The organism is Burkholderia sp. YIM B11467, from assembly GCF_052952715.1.
On the sequence record NZ_JBQVSQ010000004.1, the window covers coordinates 242,589 to 256,976 of the forward strand.

Here is a 14,388-nt window from a genome sequence, read left to right on the forward strand (position 1 = left end):
CATCATGCAAATCACTACCGTTGACCATGAAGCGGCGTTCGTACAGGCCGCGCTGGATGCGCTTCACCGGGACTGCAAGCTCGGCGAGGCGATTTCGCTGGCTTACGGGAAATGCGAATCGACCGCCGGCGTGATCGACCTGATTTTTCCGTTGATCACGAAGAAACTGCGGATCGATTACATCCTCATGTACAGCATCGAAAGCAATCCCCGCACCCTCCTGAAATTTCTTCGGCTGATCGAGTCGCAGCTGATCCGGAACGACGGCTGGACGGCTGCGTCGGTCGAGGCCGCGTTGCAGGGCGTGGCCGATTCCATGAACGTCGGCTGGGACCGTGCGCAGCGCCTGCTGAAGTGCTGCATCCTGTTTTCCGATTCGCCGTTGGAAATCGTCGAAAGCATCACGTTTCTCGGAAGGCACGAGGCCTCGTCAAGATTGAGATCAGCGGCACACGCCATCGAACTCAGTCACCTGGTCAACTGAGCCCTTCCCGTTTTCACGCCTTTCCGAATAGCGACTCATGGACTCCGAGCAAAGCAAATCGCCGCCGTGGCACTCAGCCGTCACCCTGATGTGGCGCAGTCATCCCTGGTTGACCCTGGGCACGGTCCTGACGGGCCTCATCAGCGGCGTGGCGTCGATCGCGGGCGTCGGCCTGATCAGCCGGGTGCTTCACGACCAGGACGATCGACCGATGCTGTTGATGATCTTCATCGCGGTGAACGTCGTCGCGGTGATCTGCCGGAGCGGCGCTGCCGCGATGCCGTCCTACGCGTGCATGAAAATCATGACGCGATTGCGCGTCAACCTGTGCAAGCGCATCCTGGCGACGCCGCTGGAAGACATCGACAGGCGCGGCGCGCCGCATGTGCTGACGATGCTGACGCAAGACATTCCGCAACTGAGCCAGACCCTGCTCACCATACCGACGATCCTGGTTCAATCAGTCGTCCTGATGTGCAGCGTCGCCTATCTCGCCTATCTGTCGTGGATCGTCTTCGCGTCGACGCTCACGCTGACGATCGTCGGCCTGGTGCTCTACCTGTTGTTCTATCGAAAGGCGGCCAATTTCACGGAACGCGTGCGCGACGAGTTTGTCCAGTTCAACGAATACACGCACAGCCTCGTGTTCGGCATCAAGGAACTCAAGCTCAACCGGGCCAGACGACGCTGGTTCACCAAGGCGGCGATCGAAGTCTCGTCACGGCGCGTGGCGGGCTACAACTTCATCGAACGCTTCTGGTTCATGACCGGCGACAGCATCGGCCAGGTCACCGTGGCGGTCCTGCTCGGATTCCTGCTGTTCGGCGTGCCGTCTCTCGGCGTCGTGGATCCCGCCGTACTCACGGCGAGCATCCTGGCCGTGCTCTACATGATGGGGCCGCTGACCATGCTGATCAACATTCTGCCGATCGTGGCCGAGGGCAAGACCGCCCTCGCCCGACTCGCGGAATTCGGTTTCCTGATCGACGACACGCCCGATTCATTCGGCAAGCCGCCCTCGCCCGGCATGGGGGAATCCGCGCCGATCAGGTCATGGCAGCGTATCGAGTTGCGCGACGTCAAGATGACCTACCGTGACAACGCGTCGTCGGTCGACTTCGTCCTGGGCCCCGTCAACCTGACGATTCACGCCGGAGAGCTGGTCTATGTGATCGGTGGAAACGGCAGTGGCAAAAGCACACTGGCGAAGGTGCTCAGCGGCCTCTATGCGCCAACCGAAGGCCATATTGCCCTGGACGGAAGGGTCATCGACGACGATGCGCGGGAGCGGTACCGGAATCTGTTTTCCGCGGTATTCACCGATTTCCATCTGTTCAATCGTATCATCGGGCCGGACCATGAAAGCGCGAGCAGCAAGCGTGCGCAGGAATACCTCGAAACCCTCAAGCTGGCCGGCAAGATCGACATTCACGACAAAACGTACTCGACGACCACGGCCTTGTCGACGGGGCAGCGCAAGAGACTGGCGTTGCTTTGCGCCTACATCGAGGATCGCCCGATCTATATCCTGGACGAATGGGCTGCCGACCAGGATCCGGTTTTCAAGAAATTCTTCTACGAAGTGCTGGTGCCCGATCTGCAATCGCGGGGGAAATGCGTGATCATCGTGACCCATGACGATCAGTATTTCAGGCTGGCCGGTCGGGTCATTCGCCTGGATAGCGGTCGCATCTTCTCGGACTCGGCCAGGTGTCCCGTCAGCGCCGACATGGCAGGGTGACCGGTGACCCGGGCCACCGGGGTGTCATCGGCGGCGGCGACGATGCGATGCGGGTGTTCGCGCGAATGTATGTCGACCCCTCCGTGCAATGAGCGGGCGTCCGGACGATGCCGCTTCGTCACGTGACGATCCCGTTTTCAACGAACGGCGGATCGCCCGGGCCGGCGACCGCTTCACGGGCCGGATGCGTCGATCTGACCCGCGGCGCCGCGCGCCGCACCGGATTCGATGGCCGGTGCTTCGTCGGTTTGTCCCGGATATCCGCGACAAATGGATGAGCGGCACGATGTTCGAATCATGTCGGCGCGCGCCGCGCGCGAGCGCAGCTTCAACGCCTCGTCAGGCGTCTTCCGACAGCGTTGAACAGAGGGTCGATGAAGCAGCCGAAGCCGGAACCGCGATCCGATGCGCGAAAGGAAGCGGCGTCATGCCGCCGATGCGCACGGCGCGCAATTGTCGATCATCCATTTCGTGAGCCCGTGCCGGCCGCTGATGCCGAGCTTCACCGCGGCACGCTTGATGTACGTCTCGACCGTGCTCTCCTTGACGCCGAGCTCGCCGGCCATTTCGCGCAGCATCTTGCCCGCGAGCAGGCCGAGACACACTTCGCTTTCGCGCGCCGACAGCACGACCGAGGCGCGCGCCAGCCGCGATTCGAACTCGTGGCGCAGCGCCTCGACACCAGACCCGACCGCCATCGCACCGCGCGGCGTCCCGCCTTCGCGCACGCCCTGCCGCCGCGTCGATGCATGCCACTCGACGAGCGGCAGCAGCGTATCGGCGAAATTCCTCAGGAACGACATCTCCTGCAACGAAAAGTCGTCATGCGACGCCGCGCGATGCAACGAGATCACGTAGCGGCGATTCGCCTTGCGCGACACGAGGTGGCACTGGAATCCCACGCCCGCCCCACGCGGCGGCACGACCTCTCCGCCGTTGCCGCGCCGCATCAGCGGATCGACGTGAATGAGCTGCCGGTCGCAAGCGGCCACGATCCGGTTCCGCAGTGGATGCGTCTCAGGTTCCCGCTCGCCGTGCACGACCGGTGCGCCTCCGCGTCCGTCGTCGCGCGTCGCGCCGAACGCACCGAGCGATTCCACGTGGACCACTTCGCCCGCCGGCTCGTCGAGCGTCCATTCCGTCATCCTGGTGGTTGCGACCGGAATCGATCCAACCAGCAATGCATGCATGTCGGATGCGAACCGCTCACTGCCGGCGCTCGAAATCACCTTTCCGAGCTTCGCGAAGATCGCGACCATCTGACTCTCCTTGTCGTGCGTGCTTGAGGACGGCGGCGCAGGGATTGACGATTGCTGGCGAACCCTGCCATAAGCTGAAACATTTATTTCGGTCATTGAGTGTCGCGGGATAAAAGCGCTCTTGGCGTGTTTACCGAATAAAACGAAACAAAAAAATCGAAACGATCCCTTTCATTGATTTGATGCACGAGTACCCTAGCTGCGTATGATATCTACGATTTAAGATATTTTGCAGTCAATTGGATATTTTCATCAGGCGCCTCGTCCAGCAAAACGGAAATCGATTGATGCACCAGTTTTGAATGAATAGATTCGCTATTATTTGGCACGATATTTTGCAACAATCCAGTCATGCATTGCGCGCGGGAGTTTTCGTTTCTATTTCCGTTTTTGTTTCCGTTTGCGAAACGTCGTTCGAGAGAAGGCGAGGCGGATTTCATCCAGGATTATTCGTTCTCCACCGTGCTTTTTTTGCATTGATCACCGCTTGTCACACATCGAACAGATTGATACCATTTCGGCGATGCAACGGGTAAATCATCAACCGATCATGAATTGCGAGTGATTTTATTTAGAATCTTGAAACATGCGAATAAATATTCACGCGCAATCGTCCTTTATTGATCGTCGCGGCTAGCGCTTCGTCACGCGATATTCAGTCGAATTCCCCTACTCGCCTGCCGGCAGGACAGGCCGGCGCCAGTTGAATAAGAAACCGGGCGGCTTCTGGATTTCCTTCCAGAGGTCCGCGATGATGCGCGTCCGCGAATCGCCGAACCGGTCGTTTTTTCAATCCTGACCGGCCAACGCTTTAGCCCGCATCGCTGCTGTTCGAATTGCCGCATCCCGGTATCAACGCGTCATCTGTCGTCTTTCCGATCGTCAAAACCATTCCGAAAAAACTGGAGCACACCATGAGTCAAGACTTCCGAGACGAACCTGCGTCGCGCCGCGCTTTCCTCGCCGATATGGCGAAGCTCGCGGCCGCAGGCGTCGTCACCGGCTGGACGCCGCTCTACCAGATTGCGGCCAACGCGCGGACCGCTGACGCGACGCCGCCCGGCTTCCCGGCCGATATCCCGCTTTACAAGCAGGCGTTCCAGAACTGGAGCGGCGAAATCGCAGTGCAGGACGTGTGGACCGCCGCGCCGCGCTCTGCCGACGACGTCGTCGCGGCGGTCAACTGGGCGCGCGCGAACGGTTACCGGATCCGCCCGCGCGGGTACATGCACAACTGGTCGCCGCTGACGCTGGATCCGGGCGCCGGTGCCGCGAATCTGGTGCTGCTCGATACGACGAAGTCGCTGACGGCCGTCTCCGTCGACACGTCGGCACGCCCGGCGCGCGTCACCGCCCAAACGGGCATCTCGCTGGAGTCGTTGCTCGCGACGCTCGAGCAGTATGGCCTCGGCGTGATTGCCGCGCCTGCGCCAGGCGACATCACGCTCGGCGGTGCGCTCGCGATCGATGCACACGGCACTGCCGTGCCGGCGGCCGGTGAAACCTTGCAACCGGGCCACACCTACGGCTCACTGAGCAACCTCGTGGTCGCGCTCACCGCGGTCGTGTACGATCCGGCCCGGCAGCAATACGTGCTGCGCCGGTTCGAGCGCAGCGATCCCGAGATCGGCGCGTTCCTCACGCACATCGGGCGGGCGTTCGTCGTCGAAGTCACGCTGACGGCGGGCCCGAACCAGCGGCTACGCTGCCAGAGCTACGTTGACATTCCGGCATCCGAACTGTTTGCGCCGGCCGGCACATCGGGCCGCACGATCGCGTCGTTTCTCGATCGTGCGGGCCGGGTGGAAGCCATCTGGTTCCCGTTCACGTCCAGCCCGTGGCTTAAGGTCTGGACGCCGACGCCCAGCAAACCGTTCCTGTCGCGCGCCGTCACGCAGCCGTACAACTATCCGTTCTCCGATTCGATCCCGCAGTCCATCTCGGATCTCGTCAAACGGATCGTGATCGGCGGCGAAGGCGCATTGACGCCGCTGTTCGGCCAGACGCAATTGGCCATCACGGCCGCCGGTCTCGCGCTCACGCTCAGCGGGGATATCTGGGGCTGGTCGCGCACCGTGCTGCAGTACATTCGACCGACGACGCTGCGCGTCACCGCGAACGGCTACGCGGTACTGGCGCGGCGCGCCGACGTGCAGCGCGTGATCAGCGAATTCGTGCAGTTCTATCAGAACCGCGTCGACACGTACAAGGCGCGCGGCGAGTATCCGATGAACGGTCCCGTCGAAATCCGTATCACCGGTCTCGACAAGCCGGCCGATGTCGGCGCCGGCGCGGTCGTGCCCACCCTGTCCGCACTCAAGCCGCGCCCCGACCGGCCGGATTGGGACGTCGCCGTGTGGTTCGATATTCTGACGTTACCGGGCACGCCGTCTGCCGATCGCTTCTATCGCGAGATCGAGCAATGGATGCTCTCGAACTACACCGGTTCGTATGCGACGCTTCGCCCCGAATGGTCGAAGGGTTGGGGCTACACCGATACAGCTGCCTGGCAAGACGACACGATGCTCACCCGCACGATTCCGAACCTGCATCGTGAAGGACAGCCGGCGTCGAGCACGTGGGATGCGGCGCGCGCGACCCTCGAACGCTACGACCCGAACCGGATCTTCCGGTCGCCGCTGCTGGATCGGTTGATGCCGTAGCAATCCCGGCGGACGCCGGAGTCGAAATTCGTGGATTTTGCCGATGGCGTTCGCTTGAACGCCAATCTTGGCACGCCGGATGACGGTGGCGAAGACCTGCTCGCGCACTTCTCCGAGGTTCAGGGAAGTGGCTTCAGATCGCTTCGGGAGGGCCGGAAGGTCAGCTTCGAGATCAAGCAGGCCCCAGGGGGAAGCAGGCTGCCAGCATCGAGCCGCTGCAAGTATTCCCCGCAGCGAATACGCCCGTTCAGGACAACGATCAGGCCGACGCCTGATCGCTGCAAGCCTGGAGCCGGGCGCACGCCCGGCTTGCCTTAGCGCTCGAGAAAGGGCCTGAGCTTGTCCGCCCGGCTGGGATGCATCAGCTTGCGCATCGCCTTGCTCTCGATCTGACGGATCCGCTCGCGGGTCACGTCGAACTGCTTGCCGACCTCTTCAAGCGTGTGATCGGAGTTGGTGTCGAGCCCGAATCGCATCCGCAGAACCTTGGCCTCGCGCGGCGACAACGCGCTGAGCGCCTCGTCGATCGCCGCGCGCATGTTCGCCTGAATCGCGGCCTCAGCCGGCGAACTCGCCGAGACATCCTCGATCATGTCGCCGAGCGTTGCATCGGCGTCGTCACCCACCGGGGTTTCGAGCGAGACAGGTTGCTTGGCGATCTTGAGGATACCGAGCACTTTTTCCTCGGACATCTCCATGCGCTTTGCCAACACGGCGGGATGCGCTTCCTGCCCTGTCTGTTGCAGGATTTCGCGCGATATCCGGTTCAGCTTGTTGATCGTCTCGATCATGTGGACCGGCACGCGAATGGTCCGCGCCTGATCGGCGAGCGCACGCGTGACAGCCTGCCGGACCCACCAGGTCGCGTAAGTCGAGAACTTCCAGCCGCGCCGGTATTCGAACTTGTCCACGGCCTTCATCAAGCCGATATTGCCCTCCTGGATCAAATCCAGGAACTGCATGCCGCGGTTCACGTACTTCTTTGCGATTGAAATGACAAGACGAAGGTTCGCCTCGATCATCTCGCGCTTGGCCTGCCGCATTTTCAGTTCCGCGGCACTCATCTGGCGGTTGATCTGCTTGAGCTGCTGGAGTGGCAACGAGACCCGGGACTCGATGTCGACGAGTTTCTGCTGCGCCGCCTGAATCGCCGGCTGATGTCGCTCGAGCGCCGCGCCAAACTGCTGCGAGGTCGCCGCCGCGCGGTTCGTCCATTCGAGGTCGGTCTCGTGACCCGGGAACGACTCGACAAACGCGTCGCGCGGCATGCCGCAACGGTCGACAGCAATCGCCAGGATGCTGCGCTCGATCGCGCGGACCTCAGTCACCTGCCCATGCACAATGGCGCACAGGCGGTCGATGGTCTTGGCCGTAAAGCGGATCGGCGCGAGTTCCCGCTGGATCGCCGTGCGCACTTGCGCAACTGCTGCGGAACGTGCATCTCCTGTGACAGGCAGATCCGGCAACTGTTCGAACAGTGCACGCACACGCGCAAAAATCACGAGACTGTCGTTCGTGAGTTCTTCGAGGCGTGCCGCGTTCACCTTCTCCGAATCCCCGGCGTCCGTTTCAATGCCGTCTTCGTCCGACTCATCGTCGGCAGCGAGTGCTTCCGCATCCTCTTCCTGGGACTCCGGCGTCATTTCGCTTTCATCGGCGTCGACACGGATGCCATCGACCAGTTCGTCGATGCGCAGTTCGCCGGCAACGATGCGGTCGACATCGGCAAGAATCGTGGACACGATCGACGGACACGCGGCAATCGCTTGAATCATGTCCTGCAGACCATCTTCGATCCGTTTCGCGACCTCGATTTCACCGGCGCGGGTCAGCAGTTCGCTGGCCCCCATCTCACGCATGTACATCCGAACCGGATCCGTGGTGCGGCCAAATTCGGAATCGACGGTCGACAACGCAGCTTCCGCTTCCTCGTCCGCCTGATCGTCTGATGCCACGGCCGGCGCGGCGTCGGTTAACAGGAGCGCTTCGGCGTCCGGCGCTTGTTCGTATACGGCCACGCCCATGTCGCTGAACGTGCTGACGATGGTGTCCATCGCCGCCGTTTGGGCAAAGTTGTCGGGCAGGTGATCGTTGATGTCCGCGTGGGTGAGATAGCCGCGCTCGCGACCGAGCGCGATCAACGCGCGCATCTGGTGCTGGCGCTCCTCATTCTGGCGTGCCAGCGACGCGATGTCCGTCGGTGTCAGGGCCTGAGCCTTTCCCTTTGACACACGGCGGCCGACTTTTGCCGTGGCGGTGATTTCAGGGGATATAGAATCGTTCCGATCAGGAATTGCCAATACATGCTCCTCGACAGATGAGCCGACGATCGTCGTGCACATGACACCAGAAGAATGGGTTGCCTGCCGGGATGCGAACGGAATCGTGTACGCACGGATAGTCGAGGGCGGGACGCCTCGCGCGAAATCCGTGTGTGCAGCTTGTGGGGGGCGTGAATGATACCGGAATGTATTGTGCGGCACAACCTTGACGGCGGACATTCGCAGCCGTGGCGCATCGGATGTCTGGAAAACTGCCTGTAGCGGCCTCAACAAGTGGCTTCCCCGAACGTCCGCCAAGGCCGGCGGATTCAACCGGTCGATGCAACGGCTTGATGGAATCGTTCAGCCGGTGTATCGAAGGCATGCGCTGGCTTATTGACGGATACGGCTCAGGATCTGCTGATAGATCGCGGGCGCATTCCGATGAGTTGCACGTGCAGCCATAGCGAGTTGCTCCCCCAGGAACCGCCACCCTTGACCGGGAATCCGTGCATCCCATGGCGCGCCCCAGCCATCGAGATTGGCGATTCCCGTCGACGCCTCCACATACGTGGCGCGAAAATCGCCGGCCTGCAGCCGCAAGGCGGCCAGCAGGAACCTCGGCTCCGCACATTGGGGCGCGAGCTGGATGCAGGCCCTGAGCGCTTGCGCGGCATGGCTGGAGGGCGCGGCGAGTGCATGCTCATACAACGTGGACAACCGACGTTCCTGTACGTCGCTGATGCTGGGCGCGCGGATGAACGACCGCGGCACGAAGCCAATGCTTCGGAATCCTTTGCACATACCGGACAACCACGGCCCGTCGATCCTGAACAGGGTTCTGCGTTGCTCGGCTTCGTTGGCGAGATCGAGCAGTCGCAATGCCCTGCACTGTGCGGCCGTCACATGCAGTTCACCGTCGCCCGCGTGCGTCGGTATGCGCAAAGGCCTGCGCACCGGCGCGAGGTCAAGGCGCTCGGACGCGCGACGAAGGCTGTCCCGATCGAGGACGCAAAATGCATGGGCGAGCGCTTCGATCCGTTGGCCGACCACCATCGCCACCCGTTCGCGTTCGCCTGGTGCCACGACGCGATGGCGGAAGTACTGGGTCGAGTAGATGCTGTGAATCAGGCCTGCGAGACGGGTGTCGGGATCGGCGCCCCATCCCGACAGCACCTCGTAGGTCCCCAGCAGGTGATCCCAGAGCGTCGAACCGGAATGCGCGATGCGCATCGCATCCGCGACGAGGGCCAGCGTGGCGTTCAGACGATCCGCGTCGATGGGGGCGTCACGCATCGCAGGCCACGCGCTCAGGTACGTCCGGCCTTGCCCGCGACGCTTGCGAGGCGCGGCGCGAGGCGCTTGCCGTCGAACGATGCGAGCGTGTCTCGCAGCGCGGCGATACAGGTTGCGATATGGGGTTCCAGCTCGGCAACGCCGGTAGGGCCCGCGCCGGTCACGAACGGCCGCATGGCGTCCGGCATGCCGGCCAGCGACGCTTTCAGCGCGTCGAGCAGGACGTCGCCGACCGTCGCGCCGCTGTGATTGAATGCCATGTTCAGTGCGAGCGATCCGCCGTCACCCGCCCTCGCCTTGTGCCACAAGCCGGGCGGCAGGCAGAGCAGGTCGCCCGGATAAAGCGTGACCTTGCGGATCGTCTGCCGCGCGACGGCTCGATGCACGGCGGCCATGTCGGAGCGCGTCGAATTCTCGGTCGGAAACAACGTATGAGGCGACGTGGCGTACCACCAGGTCTTCTCGCCATCGAGTTGTAACGTGGTGGCGGTCCTCGCGTCATAATGAAAATCGAAGCCCGAGGATGGCGGCGAAAGATACGCGCGGAAATCGACCCGCCCGGCAAAGCCGATTTCCCGCCGGACGTTGCGGGCCGCCGTCCACAGCGAACGGTGCGCAAGCTGCATGTCCGTCACGCAGATCGTGGCCCCGGCTTCGTACATCTCCCGGATATCGGCGGGACCGATGGTCGCCTGCTTCAAGCCGCCGAACACGCAGCGAATCTCGGTGACCTTGTCCAATCCGAAGATCATGCGCGACGGTTTCATCAGGAAATCGAATTTCCCCGGTTGCCCGCGAATCAGGAGCGGGCGCTTGCCGAAAGACTCGCGCAGGAACGCATCGATCGATATCGGATCGAGAATTTTCGCGAGGGTCGCGCGTGGGTTCGCTTGGGCTTTCACGTCATGTTTTCCTTGATGCGGCGCACGAGGGCATCGGTGTCGAGGCCATGCGCGCGTCTGAGGTCGGCGATGGCACCCGATTCGCCATGCCAACCCGACGGCCACGACAGAGCGCGCACGGTGACGCCAGGCGGGGCGATCCTGCGAACGGTGTCGGCCAGGCCGCCGGCCGGTCCATGGTCTTCGAGGACCACGATGCCGCGCAGGCGTGGCTGGCTCGTGATCCACTGAGCGAGCACGGTTTCGCCGAGATGCGCGATGTGCCGCCACGGAATCGGCACGCCGTCGGCAGCCAGCGCCTGCACGGCCTCCTGTGCCCAGTGCGATGCGTATCCGCACGACAGCAGCACGGTCTCGCCGGCCACGCCGTTGCCGCGCACGACGCCCGGCGGCAGCCGCAGGTCGCCGACCGGTTCCCGGCTCGTTCTCACGTAGGCCGGCCGCGGCGAAGCGGCCAACGACCCGACGGCCAGTTCGACGTCGGCGGCGTCCGCGGGCGCCCAGAGATCCACGCCGCCGATGGATGCGAGGACACCGAGGTCCGACAGGCTGGCATGGCTCGCGCCATTGGTGCCGCTCGCCGCGCCCGCATGCGAGCCGATCATCACGACGGGCAGCCCCTGCGACGCGACGCAGGTGCGGATCTGATCCGCACCCCGATGGCACAGGAATGCGCTGAACGAGAACACCCAGGGCCATTGCCCGCTCACGGCCAGCCCGGCCGCGACGCCGATGAGCGCCTGTTCCGCGATGCCGGCCTGAACGAAGCGCGAGAACACGGGCCGCCCCTGCGCGTCGTACAAGCCGTAGGAATCGCCCAGGTCGCCGTCGAGCACCCAGATACGGTCGCTCTGTTCGGCCCTCCTTCGCAGCTCGTCGACAATCGATAGCGCCAGTCTTTTCATGCGGCAAACCTCTCATCGATCCGGCGCGTGGCCGGAGCCCGCGATGCGTGCCCACTCGTCGCCGGACAATTGGGTGCAGTGGCGACGAAACCGATCGAGCTGGAGCCCGAGGCCGTGACCCTTGACGGTTCGCGCCAGCAGGACGGTCGGCCCATGCCGGGGCCCTTCTGCATGCGCATGCGCGAAGCCGGTCAATGCGTCGATGTCGTGTCCGTCCACTTCATCCGCGTGCCAGCCGAATGCACGCCACTTGGCGAGGGCGTCGGGCAAGGGCGTGGAATCCAGCCGCGCGTCGTGCGCCCAGCCGCATTCCTGTTCCCCATTGAGATCCACGATCACGTGCAGATTCGGCACGCCGTGGCGGGCCGCCAGCATCGCGGCTTCCCACACCATGCCTTCCTGGCATTCCCCGTCACCCAGCACCACCCACACGTGGCGCGCCTCGCGCGCGAGCGCCATGCCCAGCCCGATGGCGACGCCCTGCCCGAGCGCACCCGACGAGAAATCCATGCAGGCCAGCCGGGTGCGATCGGGGTGCCCCTGCAGCGGGGAGCCGGCGGTACCGAACGTGCCGAGCGGCCCCAGGTCGACGCCGGCCTGCTGCAACACCGCATAGAGCGCCATGCTTGCATGGCCTTTCGACAGCAACAGGGCGTCGCCTGTCGCGTCGAGCGCGGACATCGCACGCGCGGCGAACAGCGCGAGCAGGATGTCCACGCAGCTCAAGGTGCCGCCCAGATGGCCGCCGCCGTTGGCGCGCAATCCTGCCAATATCGCATGCCGCACCCGCAGTGCTACACTGGGATCGGCCAGTTCTGGCCGCACCAGCTGTCTGTCGGACGTCGCGCGCTTGCCGGTAGTGTTATTCATCTCGGATGCGATTCCCTTTGCAGGACGGGGATCGATACTGCCCTGACACTAGGATTCTCAAGGAAAGCCAACATGTCAACTCTCGAGCCGCTCAGCCTGGATATCGTCGTCACCTGGAGAGGGCGGCACGAGCTGAAACAGGCGCTTCCCTCCTTGTGCCAACTCGCCGCCCGGCATGACGGCGGCGTTACCGTGGTCAATTACGGCGGCGACGCCGATCAACTGCGCGACCTGATGGCCGGCCACGCGGCGAACGTCAAGGTGGTGCACGTGGACGAATCCGGCTGGTTCAACAAGGCCCGCGCCCAGAATATCGGCGCCGCGCACACGCGTCGTCCGCTCCTGTTCTTCTGCGATTGCGACATCATCATTCCGGACGGGCAACTCGACGCGCTGGTCCGGCAGTTGCAAGCCGAACCCGACGCCTTCGGAACCGTCGCCGGCGTGACGGAGACCGTGCGCAACGCGCGCAAGGCCGGCCAGGTCGCGATGTTCGGCTATCACCTGAAGCTGCGGCTTGCCAACGGACGCGCGCTCGAGATCATCGACAACGAGGAAGACGCGGCGGACGGCACACGCCAGGCGCCCGGCTTGCTGATGGTGCGTCGCGTCGGCTTCGAATGCATCGGCGGCTACAACGGATGCCTGTTGGGCTGGGGCTGGGAGGACCAGGACATGATCGCGCGGCTGACGCTGAGCGCCGGGCTCATGCGGCGCCAGAGCGGCACCGTGCTGCATGTGTCCCACGACGACGACGCGCGCATTCGTCATTATCCACCCGTGCAAGATCGTTGGGAAAGCCGCGACCGCATGTTCCGGCAAGCCCTGGCCAACTACGATCGCGGGGATTGGCTCGGGACCTATGAGGAAGACGCCTTGCGCGCAACGACGCGCAGCCCGGTTTCAGCGAGCTGAGGCGTCCGTCGCATCGATGGTCGCGCGCAAGCGCACCAGCAACGCGATTTGTTCGTCGAGCGCGTCGGCCCGCCACGCGGCAAGCGCCGCCGGCAAGCGGATATCCAGCGCGCGTTCCGCATCGTCAAGCGAGCGGGTCAATACATAGCGCCCGTCCTCGACGGTCACGCCGTCGTGCAACGCATACGATCTGTTCAGTTGCTCGGCCTGCTCCGGCGTCATGCCGCGCGGCAACGCGAGATGGAGGCCGGCGGCATCCGCGCGCACCGGATAGCCGCCGGGCCGGCCGTGCAGGCCCGGCGCATGACCCTGCCATGCGTCCGCACGGCCTGACAGGGCGCGCAGCATCGGCGCGGCGAGCGCGCCCGTGAGGCTGTTGAGCGTGGCGTCGGCGGGCAGGCGCACGGGCGCGGTCAACGCGGCGGCTTCATGTTCCGGCAGGCGGCGGCTGTCCAGCCACACGGCCGGCGCGGGCAGTCCGTCCCAAGCGCCGCGTATCATCGCGCCGACGTGCGCGTGATGCGCGAGCAGCGACAGGGGCACGCATTCGGTGCGACCGTGCAACATTGACGCGACGATGGCGATATTGCCGATCCCTCCCGCGACCGGAATGCCGCGCCCGGTCAGCACGTGGTTGGCCAGGTCTGGATAGCAGCCGTTGACGAGATGGGCGTCGGGATGGACAACTGTCGCCGCCCGCATGACCCGGTCGGCGAGCGCGGCCTGCAAGGGTAGCGTGCAGCCGTAGCCCAGCACCGCGATGAGTTTTTGCCACCCGCGCGTCATCGCCCACGGCGACTGCATCGACGCCAGGGTCAACACGACGCGCGGCCGATATGCGTCGAACAAGCGTGCCAACGATGCAGGCGAGTAGTCGCACGCCACGGGGGTCACGGCAATGCGGCCCGCGCTTCCGCCGCCGAGCGCATTGGCGAGCGTCGCCATGTGATGCACGGCCGTGTCGTTGCGCGCCGCGGCAATCACGTCCATCGGCGCGTCGCCGCATCCGGCGAGACTCATCAGCACCGCGTGAGCCAGCGAGCCAGAGCCCACCACGATCAGATCGACGTCGCGCATGACGGATTCACTCCC

Annotated in this window: 12 protein-coding genes and 1 pseudogene; 5 read left to right on the plus strand and 8 right to left on the minus strand. The window is 63.9% G+C overall.

From position 1 onward, the window contains the following. The first annotated feature begins 4 nt into the window (after positions 1 to 4). Positions 5 to 484: a hypothetical protein gene (locus ACTRWB_RS16390; RefSeq protein WP_129518427.1), complete on the plus strand. Its 480-nt coding sequence runs from the start codon at positions 5 to 7 to the stop codon at positions 482 to 484. A 37-nt stretch (positions 485 to 521) separates the two neighbouring features. Beyond that, positions 522 to 2,225 carry a cyclic peptide export ABC transporter gene (locus ACTRWB_RS16395; protein ID WP_446902497.1) on the plus strand — a complete coding sequence of 568 codons (1,704 nt, stop codon included), beginning with the start codon at positions 522 to 524 and terminating at the stop codon, positions 2,223 to 2,225. Between the two features lie 425 nt (positions 2,226 to 2,650). On the opposite strand, the gene ACTRWB_RS16400 is transcribed toward ACTRWB_RS16395, so the two are convergent. After that, a complete protein-coding gene (locus ACTRWB_RS16400) occupies positions 2,651 to 3,484 on the minus strand; it encodes a response regulator transcription factor (protein ID WP_048244886.1) in 834 nt (277 codons plus the stop codon). Positions 3,485 to 3,696: 212 nt separating this feature from the next. Continuing rightward, positions 3,697 to 3,924 (minus strand): hypothetical protein, encoded by a 228-nt coding sequence (locus ACTRWB_RS16405; protein WP_446902498.1) that lies wholly within the window; start codon positions 3,922 to 3,924, stop codon positions 3,697 to 3,699. A gap of 474 nt (positions 3,925 to 4,398) precedes the next feature. On the opposite strand from ACTRWB_RS16405, the gene ACTRWB_RS16410 reads away from it, so the two are divergent. Continuing rightward, positions 4,399 to 6,147 carry a cholesterol oxidase substrate-binding domain-containing protein gene (locus tag ACTRWB_RS16410; protein WP_446902499.1) on the plus strand — a complete coding sequence of 583 codons (1,749 nt, stop codon included), beginning with the start codon at positions 4,399 to 4,401 and terminating at the stop codon, positions 6,145 to 6,147. 30 nt (positions 6,148 to 6,177) lie between these two features. Further along, positions 6,178 to 6,365: pseudogene (locus ACTRWB_RS16415) on the plus strand (cold-shock protein); the annotation flags it as partial. A 96-nt stretch (positions 6,366 to 6,461) separates the two neighbouring features. Here the strand turns inward: ACTRWB_RS16415 and rpoD are convergent. The 5 genes from rpoD to ACTRWB_RS16440 form a co-directional block, all read right to left on the minus strand. Continuing rightward, positions 6,462 to 8,489, minus strand: a complete 2,028-nt coding sequence (rpoD, locus tag ACTRWB_RS16420) for an RNA polymerase sigma factor RpoD (RefSeq protein WP_446902500.1) — start codon at positions 8,487 to 8,489, stop codon at positions 6,462 to 6,464. 312 nt (positions 8,490 to 8,801) lie between these two features. Beyond that, complete coding sequence (locus ACTRWB_RS16425; protein ID WP_446902501.1) at positions 8,802 to 9,704, minus strand: DUF6817 domain-containing protein; 903 nt, start codon at positions 9,702 to 9,704, stop codon at positions 8,802 to 8,804. A gap of 14 nt (positions 9,705 to 9,718) precedes the next feature. Then, positions 9,719 to 10,444, minus strand: coding sequence for a JmjC domain-containing protein (locus ACTRWB_RS16430; RefSeq protein WP_446902502.1), 726 nt, complete (start codon positions 10,442 to 10,444; stop codon positions 9,719 to 9,721). A 158-nt stretch (positions 10,445 to 10,602) separates the two neighbouring features. Continuing rightward, entirely contained in the window at positions 10,603 to 11,511 is a 909-nt protein-coding gene (locus tag ACTRWB_RS16435; RefSeq protein WP_129518116.1) for a transketolase, read from the minus strand. Between the two features lie 12 nt (positions 11,512 to 11,523). Next, positions 11,524 to 12,381 (minus strand): 1-deoxy-D-xylulose-5-phosphate synthase N-terminal domain-containing protein, encoded by an 858-nt coding sequence (locus tag ACTRWB_RS16440; protein ID WP_419690384.1) that lies wholly within the window; start codon positions 12,379 to 12,381, stop codon positions 11,524 to 11,526. A 72-nt stretch (positions 12,382 to 12,453) separates the two neighbouring features. Between ACTRWB_RS16440 and ACTRWB_RS16445 the strand changes: the two genes are divergently transcribed. Then, positions 12,454 to 13,296: a galactosyltransferase-related protein gene (locus ACTRWB_RS16445; RefSeq protein ID WP_446902503.1), complete on the plus strand. Its 843-nt coding sequence runs from the start codon at positions 12,454 to 12,456 to the stop codon at positions 13,294 to 13,296. Here the strand turns inward: ACTRWB_RS16445 and ACTRWB_RS16450 are convergent. Further along, entirely contained in the window at positions 13,285 to 14,373 is a 1,089-nt protein-coding gene (locus tag ACTRWB_RS16450; RefSeq protein WP_446902504.1) for a hypothetical protein, read from the minus strand. The genes ACTRWB_RS16445 and ACTRWB_RS16450 overlap by 12 nt on opposite strands. Between the last annotated feature and the right edge of the window lie 15 nt (positions 14,374 to 14,388).

What these genes read in the sequence shown, in the direction of transcription:
- ACTRWB_RS16425 (WP_446902501.1), bottom strand. Translation starts at nt 9,704, where the DNA reads ATGCGTGACGCCCCCATCGACGCGGATCGTCTGAACGCCACGCTGGCC.
- ACTRWB_RS16400 (WP_048244886.1), bottom strand. Translation starts at nt 3,484, where the DNA reads ATGGTCGCGATCTTCGCGAAGCTCGGAAAGGTGATTTCGAGCGCCGGC.
- ACTRWB_RS16435 (WP_129518116.1), bottom strand. Translation starts at nt 11,511, where the DNA reads ATGAAAAGACTGGCGCTATCGATTGTCGACGAGCTGCGAAGGAGGGCC.
- ACTRWB_RS16390 (WP_129518427.1), top strand. Translation starts at nt 5, where the DNA reads ATGCAAATCACTACCGTTGACCATGAAGCGGCGTTCGTACAGGCCGCG.
- ACTRWB_RS16410 (WP_446902499.1), top strand. Translation starts at nt 4,399, where the DNA reads ATGAGTCAAGACTTCCGAGACGAACCTGCGTCGCGCCGCGCTTTCCTC.
- ACTRWB_RS16440 (WP_419690384.1), bottom strand. Translation starts at nt 12,381, where the DNA reads ATGAATAACACTACCGGCAAGCGCGCGACGTCCGACAGACAGCTGGTG.
- ACTRWB_RS16405 (WP_446902498.1), bottom strand. Translation starts at nt 3,924, where the DNA reads ATGAAATCCGCCTCGCCTTCTCTCGAACGACGTTTCGCAAACGGAAAC.
- rpoD (WP_446902500.1), bottom strand. Translation starts at nt 8,489, where the DNA reads ATGTGCACGACGATCGTCGGCTCATCTGTCGAGGAGCATGTATTGGCA.
- ACTRWB_RS16445 (WP_446902503.1), top strand. Translation starts at nt 12,454, where the DNA reads ATGTCAACTCTCGAGCCGCTCAGCCTGGATATCGTCGTCACCTGGAGA.
- ACTRWB_RS16395 (WP_446902497.1), top strand. Translation starts at nt 522, where the DNA reads ATGGACTCCGAGCAAAGCAAATCGCCGCCGTGGCACTCAGCCGTCACC.
- ACTRWB_RS16450 (WP_446902504.1), bottom strand. Translation starts at nt 14,373, where the DNA reads ATGCGCGACGTCGATCTGATCGTGGTGGGCTCTGGCTCGCTGGCTCAC.